Annotated in this window: 17 protein-coding genes and 1 pseudogene; 16 read left to right on the top strand and 2 right to left on the bottom strand. The window is 63.5% G+C overall.

What is annotated here, in order from left to right; genetic code table 11:
* From J3489_RS30640 to J3489_RS30625, 4 genes and pseudogenes are all read left to right on the top strand, one after another.
* A pseudogene (locus tag J3489_RS30640) lies at positions 1–185 on the top strand (ShlB/FhaC/HecB family hemolysin secretion/activation protein); the annotation flags it as partial.
* Between the two features lie 120 nt (positions 186–305).
* Complete coding sequence (locus tag J3489_RS30635) at positions 306–992, top strand: CsgG/HfaB family protein (RefSeq protein WP_207004571.1); 687 nt, start codon at positions 306–308, stop codon at positions 990–992.
* A gap of 44 nt (positions 993–1,036) precedes the next feature.
* Positions 1,037–1,405 carry a DUF4810 domain-containing protein gene (locus J3489_RS30630; RefSeq protein WP_207004570.1) on the top strand — a complete coding sequence of 123 codons (369 nt, stop codon included), beginning with the start codon at positions 1,037–1,039 and terminating at the stop codon, positions 1,403–1,405.
* Positions 1,406–1,415: 10 nt separating this feature from the next.
* Complete coding sequence (locus tag J3489_RS30625; protein ID WP_207004569.1) at positions 1,416–2,090, top strand: DUF799 domain-containing protein; 675 nt, start codon at positions 1,416–1,418, stop codon at positions 2,088–2,090.
* A gap of 36 nt (positions 2,091–2,126) precedes the next feature.
* Here J3489_RS30625 and J3489_RS30620 read toward each other — a convergent pair whose 3' ends face one another.
* Positions 2,127–4,118 carry a hypothetical protein gene (locus J3489_RS30620; protein WP_242540425.1) on the bottom strand — a complete coding sequence of 664 codons (1,992 nt, stop codon included), beginning with the start codon at positions 4,116–4,118 and terminating at the stop codon, positions 2,127–2,129.
* A 103-nt stretch (positions 4,119–4,221) separates the two neighbouring features.
* Between J3489_RS30620 and J3489_RS30615 the strand changes: the two genes are divergently transcribed.
* The 10 genes from J3489_RS30615 to J3489_RS30570 all read left to right on the top strand — a co-directional run bounded on the left by J3489_RS30615 (position 4,222) and on the right by J3489_RS30570 (position 18,063).
* Positions 4,222–4,638, top strand: a complete 417-nt coding sequence (locus J3489_RS30615; protein ID WP_207004568.1) for a hypothetical protein — start codon at positions 4,222–4,224, stop codon at positions 4,636–4,638.
* Between the two features lie 1,029 nt (positions 4,639–5,667).
* Complete coding sequence (locus J3489_RS30610; protein WP_207004567.1) at positions 5,668–6,666, top strand: GlxA family transcriptional regulator; 999 nt, start codon at positions 5,668–5,670, stop codon at positions 6,664–6,666.
* A 266-nt stretch (positions 6,667–6,932) separates the two neighbouring features.
* A complete protein-coding gene (locus tag J3489_RS30605) occupies positions 6,933–8,426 on the top strand; it encodes a mannose-1-phosphate guanylyltransferase/mannose-6-phosphate isomerase (protein WP_207004573.1) in 1,494 nt (497 codons plus the stop codon).
* 141 nt (positions 8,427–8,567) lie between these two features.
* Positions 8,568–9,953, top strand: coding sequence for an undecaprenyl-phosphate glucose phosphotransferase (locus J3489_RS30600; RefSeq protein WP_207004566.1), 1,386 nt, complete (start codon positions 8,568–8,570; stop codon positions 9,951–9,953).
* A 56-nt stretch (positions 9,954–10,009) separates the two neighbouring features.
* Positions 10,010–11,146 carry a polysaccharide biosynthesis/export family protein gene (locus tag J3489_RS30595; RefSeq protein ID WP_207004565.1) on the top strand — a complete coding sequence of 379 codons (1,137 nt, stop codon included), beginning with the start codon at positions 10,010–10,012 and terminating at the stop codon, positions 11,144–11,146.
* A 46-nt stretch (positions 11,147–11,192) separates the two neighbouring features.
* Positions 11,193–13,430 (top strand): polysaccharide biosynthesis tyrosine autokinase, encoded by a 2,238-nt coding sequence (locus J3489_RS30590; RefSeq protein WP_207004564.1) that lies wholly within the window; start codon positions 11,193–11,195, stop codon positions 13,428–13,430.
* A gap of 105 nt (positions 13,431–13,535) precedes the next feature.
* Positions 13,536–14,654, top strand: coding sequence for a GDP-mannose 4,6-dehydratase (gmd, locus tag J3489_RS30585; protein ID WP_207004563.1), 1,119 nt, complete (start codon positions 13,536–13,538; stop codon positions 14,652–14,654).
* A gap of 5 nt (positions 14,655–14,659) precedes the next feature.
* Positions 14,660–15,619 carry a GDP-L-fucose synthase family protein gene (locus J3489_RS30580; protein ID WP_207004562.1) on the top strand — a complete coding sequence of 320 codons (960 nt, stop codon included), beginning with the start codon at positions 14,660–14,662 and terminating at the stop codon, positions 15,617–15,619.
* Between the two features lie 33 nt (positions 15,620–15,652).
* Positions 15,653–16,795 (top strand): glycosyltransferase family 4 protein, encoded by a 1,143-nt coding sequence (locus tag J3489_RS30575; protein WP_207004561.1) that lies wholly within the window; start codon positions 15,653–15,655, stop codon positions 16,793–16,795.
* Between the two features lie 20 nt (positions 16,796–16,815).
* A complete protein-coding gene (locus J3489_RS30570; protein WP_207004560.1) occupies positions 16,816–18,063 on the top strand; it encodes a glycosyltransferase WbuB in 1,248 nt (415 codons plus the stop codon).
* On the opposite strand, the gene J3489_RS30565 is transcribed toward J3489_RS30570, so the two are convergent.
* On the bottom strand, positions 18,020–18,550 hold the full coding sequence (locus J3489_RS30565; protein ID WP_207004559.1) for a hypothetical protein: 531 nt from the start codon (positions 18,548–18,550) through the stop codon (positions 18,020–18,022). The two genes, J3489_RS30570 and J3489_RS30565, sit on opposite strands and share 44 nt — an antisense overlap.
* 250 nt (positions 18,551–18,800) lie before the next feature.
* On the opposite strand from J3489_RS30565, the gene J3489_RS30560 reads away from it, so the two are divergent.
* Positions 18,801–19,442 carry an LbetaH domain-containing protein gene (locus J3489_RS30560; RefSeq protein ID WP_242540424.1) on the top strand — a complete coding sequence of 214 codons (642 nt, stop codon included), beginning with the start codon at positions 18,801–18,803 and terminating at the stop codon, positions 19,440–19,442.
* Positions 19,443–19,765: 323 nt separating this feature from the next.
* Complete coding sequence (locus J3489_RS30555) at positions 19,766–20,152, top strand: hypothetical protein (RefSeq protein WP_207004558.1); 387 nt, start codon at positions 19,766–19,768, stop codon at positions 20,150–20,152.
* Positions 20,153–20,159 lie beyond the last annotated feature (7 nt).

Raw genomic sequence — 20,159 nt, 5'->3', positions numbered from 1 at the left:
GCCCGCAACTGGTCGCGCTGGTCGGCACGCAACTGGCGGGCGCGGCGATCGGCGTGAAGGGCAGCGTCGGCACGCGTTTCGGCGCCTACGCGTATGACCTGTTCGCGGGTACGCCGGTCTACCAACCATCGGGATTCGACACCGCGCGTGTCACGGTCGGGTTTCAGTTGACGGCGCAGTTCTAAACCCAGCAATTGAAGCACGATCCAGTAAGTCCGCTCTCGCGCGCATATGGGTGGTGTTTGACGAGCCACTGGGAGCGGTGAAGTAGTGAAGTTGTTTATTTCGACTCTTGAGGTTTTTACATGAAGAACAGTAGAACTAAAGTTTGCGGCGCCGTGATCGCCGCTGCCGTCGTCGCGATCGGAGTAGGCGGATGTGCGACGGAATCGTCGCGCACATTGCCCGTGCCCGTGGTCAGCAGTGCGCAAACGCCGATCGCGGGTAAGCCTATGGAAATTGCGGTAGGGAAATTCGACAATCGTTCGAGCTATATGCGCGGCATTTTCTCGGACGGAATCGACCGCCTCGGCGGACAGGCGAAGACGATTCTGATCACCCGTTTGCAGCAAAGCCGCCGTTTCAATGTACTGGATCGCGACAATCTGGAAGAGATCAAACAGGAAGCCGGCTTTCAGAAAAGAGCCCAGGCAGTAAAGGGCGCGAATTTCATCGTGACGGGCGACGTCACCGAATTCGGGCGCAAGGAAGTGGGCGACCACCAATTATTCGGCATCCTCGGGCGCGGCAAGCAGCAGGTGGCCTACGCAAAGGTCAATCTCAACATCGTCGACACGACGACCTCCGAAGTGGTGCTGTCGAGTCAAGGCGCGGGCGAATTCAGCCTGTCGAACCGGGAGATCATCGGCTTTGGCGGCACGGCTAGCTATGACTCCACGTTGAACGGCAAGGTGCTGGATCTGGCAATCCAGGAGGCGGTCAACCATCTCGTCGAGCAGGTCGACGCGGGCGCGCTGAATACGGCGAAGTGAATTCGACCGGACACGCTACCTCCCATCGTTCAATCACAAACAACATGAAGATCACGATTTCCAAGAAAGGCACCTGGCTGCCGCTCGTCGCCGCAGGCGCCTTGTTGACTGGATGCGCGGCCAACACGACTCCGCCGCTGTATCAATGGGATGGCTACCAACCCCAGGTCTATGAGTACTTCAAGGGGCAAACGGGGACGCAGCAGCAGATCGATGCGCTGGAAAAGGCCCTGCAGCAGATTCGCGCGAAGGGCAATCGGCCCCCGCCGGGTTTCCATGCGCATCTCGGGATGCTGTACGCGAGCGTCGGAAACGATCAGCAGGCCGTAGCGGAGTTTCAGGCCGAAAAGCAATCGTTCCCGGAATCGTCAACCTATATGGACTTCCTGCTGAAGAAGTCCAAACAACAATAAGAGCCTCGCCATGTTCAAACTTATTTCCCTGAAATCGCTGTCGGCCGTTGCCATGTCGGGGCTGCTCGCTGCGTGCGCCGGTCCGGCCCAGCGCCCCGACTACACGGCGTTCAAGAAGAGCCAGCCGCGTTCGATACTCGCGCTGCCGCCCGTGAACGAAACGTCGGACGTCAAGGCGACACATGGCGTGCTTTCACAGGTGACGCTGCCGCTCGCCGAATCCGGCTATTACGTGATTCCCGTCGGGCCCATGGAGGAGACGTTCAAGCAGAACGGCCTCACCACGCCGACCGACATTCAGGAGGTCGCGCCCGCCAAGCTTCATGACATCTTCGGCGCCGACGCGGCGTTGTACGTGAAGGTCACGCAGTACGGCTCGGTGTATGCGGTGCTCGATAGCACGACGGTCGTTGCCGTGTCGGCCAAGCTCGTCGATCTGAAAGCGGGCGACGTGCTCTGGCAGGGAACAGCGCGCGCGACAGGCAAGGAACTGGGCGGCAACTTCGACGCCAGTGGATTCGGACTCGTCGGCATGCTCGTGCAGGCGGCGGTCAAGCAGGTCGCGCAAACGTTGTCCGACGAGAGCGTCAAAGTAGCCGGGCTTGCGAGCCAGCGCTTGTTGTCCGGCGGACCGCCCAACGGGTTGCTGTATGGTCCGCATTCGCCGAAATATGGAACCGACTAAAAGGAAAGGGCGCGCGGGCGGTGAGTCCGCGCCGGCTCATTGCCCGGTATATCCGACAGGCCTCGTCACGTTCGCCTGCATCACCGACGCGTTCGCCGACACGACGTAGATCGGCGACTCCGTCAGCGTGAGCGCCACCTGGCCGTTGCTGTAGGGCAGCGTCGACGCGTTGCCCATCACGTCGAGCACGGTCACGGTTCCGGACGCGCCCGGCGAGTCGACCGTCAGCGTGTACGGCGCGCTATAGGTCGCGCTGTAGCCGCTGCTCTGGCTCCAGTTGGCGTTGTTGTGGGTCCATAGCGCGGTGACGATCTTGCCGCCGTTCAAGCGCTGGAACGCGTACGCGTAGACGCCGGTCGGCACGTTGTTGAGATAGCCCAGCGTGTGCGTGCCGTCGATGATGCGCGTCATCGCGGCGACTTCCATCGCGGCCGGCTTCGGGCTGATGTTGCTCGAGCCGTAGGCGCCCTGCGCATCGGCGAGGTCGAAGAAGATGCCGTAGCCGGGCGGCGAGACGGGCGGATCGGACGCGTAGAACACGTAAGTCATGTCGGCGCCTTCGCCGAGCAGGATCAGGTGCGTGCGCGCGACCACCGCGCCGTGCGCGAACAGCTCGTTCTGCGTCGGGTAGTTCGCGCCATACGACGTGCCGGAGTCGTAGCTGATGCCGGTTTCCGTCACGAACAGCTTCGCGCCCGGCTTCAGGTACGTGTTCATCGCGTTGCGCAGCTCGCGCATCGAGGCGGGCAGCGCGTTGGCGGCGTTGGCCGGGCTCGGGTCGGTGGCGAGGCGCTCGGGCGGATGCGACGGGTACGTGCCCGCGTCGTAGTAGCCGTGGATCGTCAGGCCGTCGAGGTACTCCGCGAGGCCGAGCGGCGCGTAGGTCTGCAGCCACTGCGTGTTGGTGCGCACGAGCGAGTCGGTCACGCCCATCACGACGGCGTTCGGGTCGGTCGAGTGAATGCCGTTGTAGACCGCCTGATACATCGCGACGAAATTGGCCTGCGTGTCGAGCCATTGGGTCGGTCCGCCGCCGTCCGGCTCCCAGGTCACCTGGTAGTAATTCTTCGACTGGTTCGGGAAGTAGGCCGCGCGGATTTGTGCGGAGTCCGTGCCGACGCGGCTCATGTAGTTCTGCATCGCGGCTTCGGAGGCCGGCGCGTAGCTCTCGGTCATCGAGCCCGTCGGGCTCGCCCAGCCCGGAATGCCGTCGAGCTGGATGAGGCGCATGATGTCGCCCTTCTGGAAGTACGACGCGAGCGTGTTGGTGCCCGGCACGAAGGTGTTCGGGCCGTTCGGCTCTTCCATGTACCAGTTGCGATTGTCGTTCGCCCACGACAGGCCGAGGTCCGTGTACAGCGGCCGGTAGCCGTCGGTGCCGCCGGCCGGCAGGAATGCCGTGCCCTGGCCGCCGAAGCGGTACTGGTCTTCGCGCGCGTAGGACACGGCGGGCAGCGTGCCGGACACGTCGGGCAGGATGCCGAAGGTCGCGATGCCTTGCGGGCGCGTGCCCATCGAATTGAGCTGGCCGCCTTCGTTGGCGAGCGTCGCGGAGATCGCGAAGTAGCCTGCAAGCGACGACGAGCACGAGAGCGTCACCGTATGCGCGCCGCTTTGCACCGGGAACGAGCCGCTCGCGCGCACGACGTTCCAGTTGTCGAGCACTTGCCAGTTGAGCGTATCGCTTTGCGTCGCCTGGGTCGTGAGCGCGATGTTGAAGGGGCTGTTGACCGCAAAGAGGCGCGTGCCGTCGCTGCCCGGGGTGTCGGCTTGAATCAGATTGCTCGAGCTTGCCGCGCTCGCTGCTGCGGACGGCGTCCCGCAGGTCATCGACTTCGGCGCCGACTGTCCGTTCGCGCTGTCGGCGGAGCCGCCGGCACCGCCGGCACCGCCAGAACCGCCGCCGCCGCCGCATGCGGCAAGCGTTGCCGCCGATGCGATCAGCAAGACCCCGGTGCCGCGCGCGCGAGCTGTGCGCGCAAGGTTTCTTGCGTTGAATGCCTTTAGAAATGGAGAAATTGTGTTCATCGCATGTTGTGTTTGAGCGCCAGGCAAAAGCTGGCGCTGCGCATCGCGACAACGACGATGCGCGCGTCGCCAAGCGGCGACGGTGAAAAGGGTTGGCGCGTGCTTGGACCGGGCAGCGAGGTCGCCCAAGGCCGGCATGCATCGTGGCGGGCGTTTAGCCGTAGCGCGATGCCAGGCGGTCGAGCCAAGCGAGATTTCCGGCGCGGCGGACCGTGGCCACGGCGCAACGGATCAGCAGAAAAGACGAGCGAAGGATAGGGCGTGCGCCTGCAAAACATCGGACGACACCCTGATTCCGGTCGAATCGCAGGCGAGAGACTACCGGGCTTCGGCAAAATCCGGGAGCATTCAATTTAGTATTTTGGCGCAATTTTTTTGGCGGATTCGAACAGGGTTCGCGCAAAGCCTGTGCCTGCCTGGGTTTGCGGCGATCGCATCCGCGCGGACCGGCTTTTTCCGCCAGCCGATTCTCGCCAACTTTTTCGGTAAGACCTGCGAACTTTCGCCGTTCGGGCCGTGATGCCTGTCTCGGAAGCCTGGTGGTGCTGGCCCCCATTGCCTCGCAGTGCTGACGTTTCCGTTTTGAAACGTTGCGGCGACGATTTGAATGACGAAAGCCGGTATTTTCCGGCATTGGGAAATTGCGATTCCGGTGCGGCGCACAATTAACGATAGTAAAAGAGATCGCACGATCTTGCTTATTGGCGGCCATTCATCATATTAATTCGCGAAAAAATGGCATTGATATTATAAAACGCTGAATCTTATTTATTAGGAAATATGCGTTAAGAGAAATGAGTCAATTCAGTAACACTGCTGCGCCATATGTCATCGCTTATCGTAATACAAAAGACAAATATCGGAATTCGATTCATATGGGGTCGGCGCAGATAGGCATTCGACCTGCGATTCAATGTGGGCTGAGCAACACTCGCTTTTTCAGTTCGGGTTTACCTTGCATTCAGCAACTGCTGTGTTTGGAATCAAACGAAAGCAGTTGACGGGCAAATGCCCGGCTGGAGGCGAGCGATGTCGTTCGAGGCGCGCAAAATGGCGCCGGCGCAGCGAAATTCGTCCCTCCGGTGCGCCGCTCGCGAGGTGGCAAATGCTGTACCCGGGGTCTCCTCGCGCTCTCAATATTTCGCGTCTTCGTTCGTTTTGCTTGAGCACGCGATATCGACAAACGAGCCGGCTCCAGTGAGCAGCCGGTTCTCGTATGAATAATAGGTGGTAATCAAAAAAAGGGGGTCGGCTGCCGTATTGGGTCGATCGGTCTTGGCATATTTTTTGCCAGGTTTGATTGGCGATTTTTAGCTAATTAATGCACGGTTTTTGCGTCATAGAACTGGAATTACCCGATTTGTCTGGCTTATGCGTCGTGCGAAATAAGTGTTTGCCAAAATCGACGCGGAATGTGCGGATTTATTCCGCCAACATCTCGCTGATTTCCGTCAGCGAGTCCGCAAAGGGTATTTAAGGTAACTATGATGCACTGCAAATAGATTGCTAGATCGGCCAATAGCGTTTCCAACAATTCGAGGGGAAGGCCATGCCTTATGCGAGTATCGAGCCCGCACTAATGGGCTGGTTACATGCTTCGAACAAAAGCACGAAGTGTGTGACGCGCCGGATCGCAATCCTGCTCTTCGACGGTTTCTCTCTCTTGGGAGCGGGGCTCGTCGCCGAAGTATTCCATGTCGCCAACGAACTCGCGTCGGCAGGCGCGAACGACGACTGGGTTTATGACGTGTGCTTTCTCTCCGCCGATGGCGGCAATGTGACCTGCTCGTCGTCGGTGCGGGTCTGGACCGATGGGCTCGACGCACGCCATTACATGGGGTTCGATGCTTTGTTCGTCGCCGGCGGCAAGGGTGCGCGCGCCGCGGCCAACGACGAACGGCTGATCGGCTGGCTGCGCCGCGTGCATACGAAGACGACCTCCGTGCGCTCGATCGCCGAAGGCTGCGTGCTGCTCGATGCCGCCGGCATCGGCAGCTACGAGATGCAGCGTCATTTCAGTTCTTACATGATCCACGCGGGCCACGAAGAACACGCGGCCGATACGGGCGATCGTCTCGAATCGATGAAAAGCGCCCTCACGATGGTCAAGCGCGACCTCGGCCTCGATGTCGCGCGCGGGGTGGCCGAACGGTTGATGCCGGGCTCGAGCGCGAGGCTCGTGCCGCTGCTCGGCGATGCCGGGGCGGCGAGCGCGGGCGACAAGATTCGCGCCGCGGCACGCTGGTTGCAGGACAACTGCGAACGGCCGATTTCGATTGCGGATGCGGCACAAGTCGCCGCGATGAGCGAGCGCAACTTCCTGCGCCGCTTCAAGCTCGAGCTGGGCATTACGCCCTCGGACTACCTGTTGCAGGCGCGTCTTGCGATTACCTGCAGTCTATTGACCGACTCCGAATTGCCCGTCGACAAGATCGCGCGACGCAGCGGCATGGGCAACGGCGACCGGCTCGCGAAGATCTTTCGCAAGCGGATGATGATCTCGCCGACCGAGTTCCGCATTCAAAGCCGCCGCGAAGCCGGCGGTTAGCGCCCGTCCCGTCTCTTTCGACGCGTTCGGCTCGAACGCGCTGCAGCGGTCCCGAACGAGGGCCGCGATACGTTGATTGCCGCTCGGCGCGAAGCCGGGCGCCGGCTCAGATCTACGAGATGCACGTATAGGGGAGTAACGATATGGCGTTTCACGAACAACAGCACGACAGCGGCGGCCATGGGCACGGAATCGCGCCCGCGGCCGCGCCGACCCAGGCTGCACCTGTCGTGTCGCCGCCGGATGCGTTGGCTCATTCGTCCGACATGGCCGATATGGCCGCGCTTGCCGCCACGCCTTGCACGCGGCTCTTGCCGGTCGTGCTCGCGGGCGGCTCCGGCACCCGGCTGTGGCCGATGTCGCGCGAGCACTATCCGAAGCAGTTGATCGACGTGATCGGCTCGGATTCGCTGTTGCAAGCCACCGTGCGGCGCATGGAAGGCTTTCCCGACGGCTGGCAGGTGGCGCCGTCGCCGATGATCGTGTGCGGCGACGAGCACCGTTTCGTCATCGTCGAGCAGTTGCGCGCGAGCGGTGTCGAAGCGCGCCTGATCGTCGAGCCTGCGCGGCGCGATACCGCGCCCGCGCTGACGCTGGCCGCCGCGCTCGCGTGCGCCGCGGGCGACGACGCGATTCTCGTCGCGATGCCCTCAGACCATTCGATCGCCGACGTGCCTGCGTTGCAGCGCGCGATCGAGATTGCCGCGCGCCATGCCGAGCGCGGCGCGATTGCGACGCTCGGCGTGCCGCCGACGCGCCCCGACACCGGCTTCGGCTATATCCGCATCGGCGCGGCGCTCGAAGACGGCGCGCACCTGATCGACCGCTTCGTCGAAAAGCCCGCCGCGGAGCTGGCGGCGCAATACGTCACCGCGGGCACGTACTGGTGGAACAGCGGGATCTTCATCGTGCGGGCGTCGGTGTGGCTCGACGCGTTGCAGCGCCTGCAGCCCGACATGCACGCCGCCTGTCTCGCCGCCATTGTGCAAGGCGAAGCGGACGGCAAGATTTTCAAGCCCGATGCCGAAGCGTTCACGCATGCGCCGTCAAATTCGATCGACTACGCGGTGATGGAACGCCTGGGCGGCGCCGAGGCGCCGTGCGAAGGCGTGGTCGTGCCGCTCGTCGCGGGCTGGTCCGATCTCGGCTCGTGGGACGCCGTGTGGGATGCGCTCGAAAAGGACGATTGCGGCAACGTCGCGCGCGGACGCGTCGTGTTCGAAGGCGCGACGTCGACCTACGCGCACTCGGACGGACGGCTCGTCGCCTGCGTTGGTACGACGAATGTCGTCGTCGTCGAGACGGCCGATGCCGTGCTCGTCGCGGACCGCTCGCATGTGCAGGACGTGAAGGGGCTGGTGGCGCGCATCAAGGCGCAGCACGCGCCCGAGGCGGATACGCATCGCAAGGTGCGCCGTCCGTGGGGTTTCTACGATTCGATCGATCGCGGCGAGCGCTTTCAGGTGAAGCGCATCGTCGTTACGCCCGGTGCGCGCCTCTCGCTGCAACTGCATCACCACCGCGCCGAACATTGGATCGTCGTGCGCGGCACGGCGCTCGTCACGCGTGGCGAGGAGCAGTTCTTGCTGAGTGAAAACGAGTCCACCTTCATTCCGCTCGGCACGCGTCACCGCCTCGAAAACCCGGGGAAGGTGCCGCTCGAAATCATCGAAGTCCAGTCGGGAGCGTATCTGGGTGAAGACGACATCGTGCGTTTCGACGACACGTATGGGCGTTGCGGCAAGGAAGCGGTCAAGTAGTCCGCCGCCGTACGAGTCAGAGGAAATCGACACCGGCTGCGCGCAAGCGCGCCGGTGGGCGCGGCTCGCAGCATCGCATCGATAACGTCGCGGCGGTCGTACCGCTCAAGCAGTGAAAGACGGAAAGTGCGGGGTAAGAATATGCGTGACTTGCAAAGTTTTTTGGCGAGGATGGTCGACGTAGCGCTCATCATCACGGGCGCGGCTGTGGCGTCGCAGATTCGCTTCGAGGATTGGGAGAAGAGCGGCTTTTACGCCGCGTTCGTGATTTTCTCGGCGGCGTTCGCACTGGTGCTGTTCCCGGTGTTCGGCGTCTACGAATCGTGGCGCGGCCGCTCGAAGCTCGTGCTCGCGGGACAGGTGTCGCTTGCGTTTCTGGTCGTGCAGGCGTGCGCGATGATGGCGATGTTCTCGGTGCGGCAGATCGACATGGTCTCGCGCCTGTGGTTCGCTTATTGGACCGCGATGGCGGCCGGCCTGTTGATTTCGTACCGGCTCGTCACGCATGGCGTGCTCGCGCGCTTGCGCAACGCCGGCTTGAATCTGCACCAGGTGGCGATCGTCGGGTGCGGCGCGCATTGCGATGCGATCCTGCGCCGCATCGAACGCGCACCGGGCACCGGCTTTCGCGCGACGGCGGTCTTCAACACGCATCCGGAACAGCACTTGCAGGGCAATCCGCGCGTGAACGCCTTCGACGAGCTCGAAGCCTTCGCGAGCTATATCCGCAGCAACGACGTGCACGAATTGTGGCTCGCGCTGCCGCTCTCCGAAGAACGCATCATCTTCAGGCTCGTCGGCGAGTTCCGCAACGACCTCGTCAACATCCGCTTCATGCCGGACGTGCGCAGCATCGCGTTGTTCGACAACAGCGGGGTCATCGACCTGATCGGCGTGCCGGCGATCAATCTCGTCGCGTCGCCGCTGTCGCCGTCCGCGCTCTTCAAGAAGGACCTGTTCGATCGCGTGTTCGCGCTGGCCGCGCTGCTCGGACTTGCGCCGCTGCTCCTTGCGATCGCGATCGCGGTGAAGCTCTCGTCGCCCGGGCCGGTGTTCTTCAAGCAGAAGCGCAAGGGCGCCGACGGCCGCGTCTTCACGATCTACAAGTTCCGTTCGATGCGCCTGCACATGGAACAAAAGGGCGTCGTCAAGCAGGCGACGCGCAACGATCCGCGCATCACGAAGCTCGGCGCGTTCCTGCGCCGCACGAGCCTCGACGAGCTGCCGCAGTTCTACAACGTGCTGCGCGGCGACATGTCGGTGGTGGGGCCGCGGCCTCACGCGCTCGAGCACGACGATCTCTACCAAAAGGTGGTTGCCGGGTACATCCACCGCTATCGCATCAAACCCGGCATTACGGGCTGGGCACAAATCAACGGGTATCGAGGCGAAACCGACCGCATCGAAAAGATGGAGCGGCGTGTCGCGCACGATTTGTACTACCTGGGGAACTGGTCGTTCGCACTCGACATGCGGATCATCGCGGCGACCATCGTCAAGGGTTTGGTGCACAGCAACGCGTATTGACGCGTGGACGTGAGCCAAATGAAGAACCTAACAAGAGCGGGCAGGAGGAACGGACCATGAGCTTCTTGAATATGCGCAATCGCCTGTTGATGTTGATCACGATTACCGGAGTCCTGTCGGCATGTTCGATCGTGCCAGGGCAGCGGATGATCACGCCGCCCACGGTCGCGCAAAGCGGCGGCGAATACAGCGCGGAGAAGGAGCAGGGCGTGCCGGTGCCGATCACCGACATCAATCTCAATTTGATCCATCAGATGAAGGCCTCGTCGATGCAGCAAGTCTCCACGGAAACGCAGAGCCTGTTCGGCAAGGCAGGCCCTTACCAGATCGGCCCGGGCGACGTGCTGCAGATCACCGTCTGGGATCACCCCGAGCTGGCGGCGGCGCTCGGGCAGCCGAACCAGTCGACGGCAACGAGCGATGCAGTGGCGGGCTTTCTCGTCGACGAGCAAGGCAACATCCAGTTCCCGTACGCGGGCTCGGTGCACGTGGCCGGGCAGAACGTCGAGCAGATCCGGCACGTGATCGTCTCGCGCATCAGCAAGGTTTACAAGAGCCCGGAAGTGACGGTGCGCGTGGCGTCGTTCCGCTCGGGCACGGTTTATGTGGACGGCGAAGTGCGTCTGCCCGGCTCGCTCACGATGAACGACATTCCGATGACGCTCACGCAGGCGGTCGGCCGCGCGGGCGGCTATACGGCCAATGCCGACCAGAGCCAGGTGGAGCTGGTGCGCGGCGACAAGACGTATCCGATCAACGTCGCCGAGTTGATCCGCACCGGTCATAGCCCGAACGACGTCGTGCTGAAGAGCGGCGACCTCGTGCGGGTGAGCTCGCGCGACGAGCACGGCGTCTACCTGATGGGCGAAGTGAACAAGCCGGCCACCATCATGCCGATGCGCAACGGCACGCTGACGCTTGCCGAAGCGCTGTCGCAGGCCGGCAGCCTGAACCCGAATACGGCGGAGGCGAAGCAGCTGTTCGTGATTCGCGATTCGACCGGCGAGAACCCGCAGATCTATCACCTGGACGCGACTTCGCCGGTTTCGATGGTGCTCGCGAACCAGTTCTATCTGCAGCCGAAGGATGTCGTCTACGTCGACAACGGCGCGCTCGTCAAATTCAACCGCGTGCTGAACCTGTTCCTGCCTGCGATCAACGCAGGGTTGACCGCGGCCATCGTGACGAAGTGAGCGCAACGGCGCGCATGACGTGACGAGACTGGAGTGAGTGACTGACATGGCAATGAACTTCGACAACCGCTACACGGACGTGGCGGCCGGCGACGAGCTACGACTTGCCGACTACCTGGCGGCAATCGTGACGAGCTGGCGCACGATCCTGTTCATCACGCTCGCGGTGCTGACGCTGGGGCTCGCCTACGCGTTCCTTGCGCCGGCGGTGTACCGCGCGGACGTGATGATCCAGGTCGAGGACGCGGGCAACGACAACAACAATAACAACAACCGGCAGCAGATCGAGCCGCTTGCCGGCATGTTCGCGACGAAGGCGACGACGGCCGCGGAAATCGAGCTGCTGAAGTCGCGGCTCGTCACCGAGGAAACGGTGAAGCGGCTCCATCTCGACATCTCGGCGTCGCCGAAGTATCTGCCCGTGGTGGGCGGGTTCGTCGGCAATCTCGTGAACGGCAGGTGGGGCTTCACGCTGCCGCCGTTCATGAACCTCGCGGGCTACGCGTGGGGCAACGAGACGATCGCCGTGTCGCGCTTCGATACGCCTGGCGACATGTACGGCAAGACGTTCACGGTGACGTCGGGGCCGAACGGCGCCTTTACGCTGAACAACCCCGACGGCATCGCGATCGCGAGCGGCAAGGTCGGCCAGGACGTGACCGGCATGACCTCCGCCGGGCCGGTGACGGTGCATATCGACCAGATCTCCGGCCGCCCGGGCACGCAGTTCGAATTGCAGCGGGCCTCCACGCTCGATACGGTCCAGCGGCTGCAAAAGTCGATGCTCGTGCAGGAGATGACGCTGCAGTCGGGCATCATCAGCGTGAGCCTCGATGGCCGCGATCCGAGGCTCACCGCGAACATCGTCAACAACGTCGCCCGCCAGTTCATCCAGCAGGACGTCGACCGGCGCTCGGCCGAAGCCGAGCACACGCTCGCGTTCCTCGATCAGCAGCTGCCGCAACTGCGCAAGGAGCTCGACAACGCGGAGCAGCGCTACAACACGTTCCGTAACAACCACGGCACGGTCGACCTCTCCGAAGAAAGCCGTCTGCTCCTGCAGCAGATCGTCGCCAACAAGACCAAGCTCGTCGACCTCCAGCAGCAGCGCGCGGACCTGTCGCAACGCTTCACGGCGAGTCACCCGGCGGTCGCGGCGCTCGATGCGCAGATCGCCGAGCTGCAAAGCGCGCAAGGCCAGATGACGAAGAACGTCGCGACGCTGCCCGATACCGAACAGACCGCGCTGCGTTTGTTGCGTGACGTGCGCGTCGATACCGAGCTCTACACGAACCTGCTCAACAGCGCGCAGCAGCTGCGCATCGTGAAGGCGGGGCAAGTGGGCAACGTGCGCGTCGTCGACTTCGCCGAAGCTCCCGATCAGCCGGTGTGGCCGAGGCGCTTCATGGTCGTGATCTTCAGTCTCGGCACGGGCCTGTTCGTCGGCATCGTGGTGGCGTTCGTCCGCAAGTCGCTCTACGGCGGCGTCGAGCGTCCGGACGAGATCGAAAGCGCGATCGGCGTGCCGGTGTTCGGGGTCGTGCCGAGGAGCGGCCAGCAACTGCGCCTGCAGCAGAACGTGATGATGCGCCGCCAGGGCCTGCACGTGCTCGCGGCGCAGGCGCCGCAGGACGTCGCGGTGGAAGGCGTGCGCAGCCTGCGCACCTCGCTGCAGCTCTCGCTCGACCATGCGCGCAACAACGTCGTGATGGTGACGGGCTCGCGTCCCGACGCCGGCAAGTCGTTCCTGTCGGTCAATCTCGCCGCGCTCGTCGCGTCGGCGGGCAAGCGCGTGCTCGTGATCGACGGCGACATGCGGCGCGGCGAAGTGCACTCGCACTTCGGCGTGCGCCATCAGCCGGGGCTTTCCGACGTGCTGCGCGGCGGCGATGCGGGGCCGGTGATCCAGCACGACGTGCTGCCGGGCCTCGACGTGCTCGCCAAGGGGGCGCTGCCGACGCATCCGTCCGAACTGCTGATGAGCGACCGCTTCCGCGAGATGCTCGACGACCTCTCGCGCAAGTACGACCTCGTGATCATCGATACGCCGCCGGTGCTCGCGGTGACGGACTCGACGGTGATCGGCAAGTACGCGGGCACGACGCTGCTCGCGGTGCGCTACGGCCGTCACCCGATCGGCGAGATCAGCGAAACGGTGAAGCGCCTGCAGACGGGCGGCGTGAACTTGAAGGGCGTGCTGTTGACCGACGTGCCGCAAGCGACGCCGCTGATCGGCGGCGCGTATCGCGGCGGCTACTACGGCTACGACAGCATCTCCGAGTAATGGATGAGCAGGACGTATAGGACGTATGGGACGTAATTGACGACGCCGAGGCTGCGGGCGGCGCAACCCGCACCCGGCTATCGGCTTACCTTGGGGGAAAGAACGATGGATCGAAAGGTCGCTTTGATCACCGGCATTACGGGGCAGGACGGCTCGTATCTCGCCGAACTGCTCTTGGACAAGGGCTACGAAGTGCACGGCATCAAGCGTCGCACGTCTCTTTTCAACACCGACCGGATCGATCACCTGTATCGCGATCCGCACGAGCCCGACCGGCGGCTCTTTTTGCATCATGGCGACATGACCGACTCGACGAGCATGCTGCGCATCGTCCAGCGCGTCGAGCCCGACGAGATCTACAACCTCGCCGCGCAAAGCCATGTGGCGGTATCGTTCGAGGAGCCCGAGTACACGGCCAATGCCGACGGTCTCGGCGCGCTGCGCATCCTCGAGTCGATCCGCATTCTCGGCCTGGAGAAGAAGACGCGCTTCTATCAGGCGTCGACCTCCGAGCTGTACGGTCTCGTGCAGGAAGTGCCGCAGCGCGAGACGACGCCGTTCTATCCGCGAAGCCCGTATGCGGTCGCGAAGCTCTTCGCGTACTGGATGACCGTCAACTATCGCGAGGCCTATGGGATCTACGCGTGCAACGGCATCTTGTTCAATCACGAATCGCCCGTGCGCGGGGAGACCTTCGTCACGCGCAAGATCACGCGTGCGGTCGCTCGCATGGCGGTGGGCCTGCAAGACGAGCTGTACCTCGGCAACCTGTCCGCGCTGCGCGACTGGGGACATGCGCGCGATTACGTCGAGATGCAATGGCTGATGCTTCAGCAGGAGAAGCCCGAGGACTACGTGATCGCCACGGGCGTGCAGTACAGCGTGCGCGAGTTCGTGCAGTACGCCGCGGCGGAACTGGGTGTGACGATTCGCTTCGAAGGCAGCGGCGTCGACGAAGTGGGCATCGTCGAGAAGGTGGAAAGCCGCGACACGCGCCTGATGCCGGGCCAGGTGATCGTGCGCGTCGATCCGCGCTACTTCCGCCCGACCGAAGTCGAGACGCTGCTCGGCGACCCGTCGAAGGCGCATGCGAAGCTCGGCTGGCAGCCGCGCACGCCGTTCATCTCGCTCGTCAAGGAGATGGTGCGCTCCGATTATCAGATCGCACGGCGCGACGCGCTCGTGACGCTCGCCGGCTTCACGGCGCTCGAACATCACGAGTGAGCGCCATGGACACGAACGCACGCATCTATGTAGCGGGCCATCGCGGCATGGTGGGCTCCGCGCTCGTGCGCCAGCTCGCGGCGCACGGCTATCGCAACCTCGTGACGCGCACGCACGCGGAGCTCGACCTCACGAATCAGGCCGCCGTGGAGCGCTTTTTCGACGAAGCGAAGGTCGACGTGGTGCTGCTCGCCGCGGCGCGCGTCGGCGGCATCTTCGCGAACGCGTCGCAGCCCGCTTCGTTCATCTACGAGAACCTCGCGATCGAAACCAACGTGATCCACGCGGCGTATCGCGCGGGCGTGCAGCGGCTCGTGTTTTTCGGCTCTTCGTGCATCTATCCGAAGGCCTGTCCGCAGCCGATTCGCGAGGAGTACCTGCTGACGTCCGCGCTCGAGCCGACCAACGACGCGTATGCGATCGCCAAGATCGCGGGCCTGAAGCTCTGCGAGTCGTACAACCGGCAGTACGGCACGAAGTACGTCGCGCTGATGCCGACCAACCTCTACGGCCCGAACGACAACTACGACTTGAAGAGCAGCCACGTGCTGCCGGCGCTGATCAGGAAGGCCCACGAGGCGAAGCTGAACCGCGACGAGACGCTCACGGTGTGGGGCACCGGCACGCCGCGCCGCGAGTTTCTGCACGTGGACGACCTCGCGGCCGCGACGCGCTTCATTCTCGAGCGCGACGTGACGGAGGGGCTTTTCAACGTCGGCGTGGGCGTGGATCTGTCGATACGCGAGCTCGCCGAATGCATTCAGCGCATCGTGGGCTATCGCGGCGAACTCGTCTTCGATACGGGCAAGCCGGACGGCACGCCGCAAAAACTGCTCGACGTGTCGCGGCTGACGGAAATGGGATGGTGCGCTCAGATCGGACTCGAGGACGGGATCCGGCAAACGTATCAGGAATTTGCGGCGGGCTACGGCGCGCAACCAATCCGCCAGCCTGCGCATGCATAAGGTTGTACCGACACACATAAGGGATGAACGGATATGACAGCTTCGGTCACGATTTTTCACAACGTCGTGTGGTCGCGTCACAAGGGGGTCGTGTTTTCGGCTTTGCACAACATCTCTGCCTCGGGTGCGATCAAGTACTCGATGGTGCAGATCGCCGATACCGAAATCTACCGGATAGGCTTTTCCGACGTCGATTATTCGTACCACCGCTATCCGATGCAAAAGCTCTTCGACGGTTGCTACGAAGACGTGCCCACCTGGAAGTTGATCACGCGCCTCACGTGGGAGGTGCTCAGGGCGAAGTCCGATCTCATCGTGCTGCCGGGCTATCACCGGCCCGAGTACTGGGCGATGCTCGCGGCTTGCATCGTGACCGGCAAGCGCCGCGCGGTGTTCTGCGATTCGACGGGCCGCGACCGGCCGCGCAAGCTCATGACGTCGATTCCGAAGCGCGTGTTCTTCGCGCTGTGCGACGGCTACTTCGGTTTTGGCGAGCGCAGCCGCGACTACCTGATGTCGCTCGGCGCGAAGAAGGAGAAGATCTTCATTCCGTGCCAGGCCGCCGCGATGCCGCGCTCGTTCTCGCCCGAGCGTGCGCTCGAAGAGCGCGTGCACTATCGCAGCGACCATAAGCCGGTGTTTCTGTACGTCGGCCGGCTCTCGGAAGAGAAGGGCATCGGCACGCTGCTCGATGCGTTCGCCGGCATTCGCGCCCGGCTGCCTGGAGCGACGCTGCGCATCGTCGGCACGGGACCGATGGGCGATGCCCTGCGGGCGAAAGTGACCGGCCTCGGCCTCGAAGAGGTCGTGTATTTCGTGGGCAGCCTGCAGGACGAGCCGCTGTCGCGCGAGTATTACGGCGCGACCTGCCTCGTGCTGCCGAGCTACAGCGAGCCGTGGGGACTCGTCGTGAACGAGGCGTTGAGCCATGGCTGCCCGGCGGTGGTCAGCGAGAGCTGCGGCTGCGTGCCCGAACTGGTCGTCGAAGGCGAGAGCGGCTACGCGTTCACCGCGGGCGACATCGCCGGCTTGCAGCGCACGCTCTTGAAGGCGACCGAGGCGTTCGTCGATGCGAGCGGCACGGCGAAGCGCTGCATGTCGGTCATCCAGCGCTTCGACCCGCCGTCGGCGGCGGCGAACATCGCACGCGGCTGCGCGATGATGCTCGTGGATTGAGGCAAGCACCGTCGACGACGATGAAGATCCTGATTTACGGGTTGAACTACGCGCCAGAACTCACGGGAATCGGCAAATACACCGCCGAGATGGCCGAGGCGCTGGTGCTGCTGGGCCATGACGTGCGCGTCGTGTGCGCGCCGCCTTACTACCCCGAGTGGCGCGTCGCGCAAGATTATTCGCCGTTGCGCTATCGCTGCGAAGTCGTGCGCGGCGTGCATGTCTGGCGCGCGCCGCTGTGGGTTCCGGCGCAGCCGAGCGGCGCGACGCGCATGATGCATCTGGCGTCGTTTGCGCTCTCCTCCCTGCCGCTGCTGTTGCGCCAGGCGTTCTGGTGCCCGGACGTGGTGATGACGATCGCGCCGGCGCTGATGTGCGCGCCGGCTGCCGCGGCGCTCGCCCGCCTGACCGGTGCGAAGAGCTGGCTCCACATCCAGGATTTCGAAGTCGACGCCGCGTTCAATCTCGGCTTGCTCAAAGGCGCGAAGGCGGCTCGCATCGCGCGTGCGGTCGAGCGCGCGCTGATGCGCCGCTTCGATGTGGTGTCGTCGATCTCGAACCGGATGGTCGAGCGTGCGCAGCGCCTCGGCGTCGACGCCGACAAGACGTTTTCGTTGCCGAACTGGGTCGATACGAAAGTGATTTATCCGCTCGGCCGCGCAAGCGGCTATCGGCAAGAGCTCGATATTCCGGCCGGCAACAAGGTCGTGCTGTATTCCGGGAACATGGGCGCGAAGCAGGGCATCGAGTTCCTGGCCGCGGCCGCGGCGCGTCTTGTCGAGCGGACCGACATCAGCTTCGTGTTCTGCGGCGACGGCGCGACGAAGGCCGAACTGATGAAGCGTTGCAATGGGCTGCCGAACTGCCGGTTCATCGCGCTGCAACCGGCCGAGCGCCTCAATGAACTGCTCAATCTCGCGGACATCCACGTGTTGCCGCAGCGCGGCGACGCGGCCGATCTCGTGATGCCGTCGAAGCTGACCGGCATGCTCGCAAGCGGCGGCGCGATCATCGCGATGGCGCGGCCGGAAACCGAGCTCTATGCCGCCGTGGCGCCGAGGGGGGTAGTGGTGCCGCCGGAGAACGTCGAGGCGCTGGCAGGGGCGATTACGGGGCTTGCCGACGATCCGCTGCGGCGCGTCAGGCTGGGCGCCGCGGCGCGCCGCTTCGCCGAAGAGACGCTCGCGCCGGCCGCCGTGCTGGGGCGGCTCGACGCGCGGCTGATCACCACGGCGAGCGGTAAATCTGCGGCTGTTTTTCGGGGTTGACCGGGTCGGCCGAGCCTCGATACACCGACTTCGCTGCGTTGTTCGGCGTGCGGGCCGCGCCCTGCGCTTCCTTCGGCACCGGTTTCACGGCGGGCGGATCGCCCGCGCCTGGCTTGCCCTTGCCGCCTGCGCCGCTGATCGGCACGCTTTCGGAGTTGATCAAGTCGCTCTGCCGCGTGCCGTTCGAATCGTTTTCGAATTGCGAGCGGTACGGGTCGCCGTAAGGCGCGGGTGCGCCTAGCAGGTTGTCTTGATGCGCGGCGCCGAGCATGCGGGCGGCGTCGGTGTCCATCGCAGCGCCGTGGTCCTGTTCGGTCGGGCCGAGCGCTTCGTTGTCGTCCGGGCGTGCTGCGGCAGCGTTGGCGTTGCCCGCATTGCCGGCCTGCGCAGCGTTCTGCTGTGCCAGCGCAGGCGCGCTGACCGCCAGCACGAGCGGCGTCAGCGCAAGCAGCAGCGCGACGCGTGTGCGCCGGAAATCAATCGTCATCTGATGCCTCCCGCTGGGGGGTGGTTCATGTTGCCTCCCGTGTGCCATGCACTCAGCCATGCTCCCGCAATCGAGCCGCCCATAGCCGCCAAAAGTCTTGCTCATGCGGCCATTGACGGCGAGGCCGCAGACGTTGTGAGAGGTGCCGAACCATAATCGACGCGTTGTCCACCTACATTCAGTTCTGCCACTGCGAAGACAACCGTATGTCTTCTCGAGCGAGCCAGAAACGTTCCTGGGGGGTGTGCAAATGGAGCGAACCATCGAACACGGAGAAACCGGTGCGCAGCACGAGAGCCCGGGGCACGCGCGTCCCGGGCCGGATGCCGGGCGCGGCCAGGCCGCGAAGGTCATCGATCTGAGCCTTGCGGGAAAAGGCAACTATGTCGCGAAGCGCGGCTTTCTGATCGAGGCCGTCTGGTTCTTCGTCGAAGCCTGCATCATCAACAACAAGCTCGTGCCGAGTACCGCGCTGCGCGTCGCGCTGTTGCGGCTGTTCGGCGCGAAGATCGGCGCCGGCTGCCGGTTTGCGCATCCGTTGCGGGTGAAGGCGCCGTGGAATCTCGAAGTCGGCGATCGCTGCTGGTTCGGCGTCGACGTCTGGATCTACAACCAGGCGCTGATCCGCATCGGCTCCGACGTCTGCATTTCACAAGGCACGTTTCTGAGCGCCGGTTCACACGACATGACGACGACGATGGATCTGCACGTCGAGCCGATCGTGATCGAAGACGGGGTCTGGATCACCTCGAAGTGCGTCGTGCAGATGGGCGTGACGATCGGGCGCTCGGCAGTGGTTACGCCGCTGTCGGTCGTGCATCGGTCGCTTGCGCCGGAAGGGGTGTACGGGGGGAATCCGTGCCGGTTCATACGGAAGCGGTTCGAGGGGTAATGCCGCCGCTTGCTTTCTTTGTCGAGGTTTTTGCGTAGCTGTGTCCGGCCTTGGATCAATTATGCTGATCGCGAGGTAGATGAACAGGCCTAATTTTTACCGTATGCTTGCCCCCTGCGAATAATTAGTACTCTCAATCAGGGGAATTTCATGCCGGAAAAGCATGGCGTCAGGAGCAAGCTCGACATTTGGCGCGATGGTATTGATCGCGCCGCAGATGATGCGTCGTGGGATATTCACGACTGCGAGATCCAGTTGGCCGTGAACGAATTCAATCGTCACCTCAGCGGCATCGCAGGCTACAGCAGAAAACGACCATTGCCATGTTACACGCGCTCAAGCTGGCCGGCGGCTGGTTGCTATGCGCACAAGCCGCGGGCGGCGTTCTGTTCAATGGGCAATTCGAAGTCGGCGCTGGCGACCGTTGCCAGGGAACGCTGATCGTGACGAATAAAGCCGTCGAGTGGCAAACGCCTTTCGGACACTGCAGATCCGGCTACGAACTGCTGAGTAAAACTGACGACGGGAAAGACCGGCATGTGGCTTATCGTTTGACCAAGACCGGCAAATGGTGCCGATACAGCATGTTGATGTTGGAGTACCTGCACGACTATCCCGACTACTGGACAGCATCGTGGTATCGCTCGCCTGAGCGCTACCGGCAGGGCGACGAGGCGCTGGTTTGCCCGATCGTGCGCTTCGATCGATAACAAAGAA

It is taken from the genome of Trinickia mobilis (assembly GCF_017315705.1).
In the GTDB taxonomy this organism is placed as follows: domain Bacteria; phylum Pseudomonadota; class Gammaproteobacteria; order Burkholderiales; family Burkholderiaceae; genus Trinickia_A; species Trinickia_A mobilis.
This window is presented reverse-complemented; position numbering and strand designations above follow the sequence as displayed.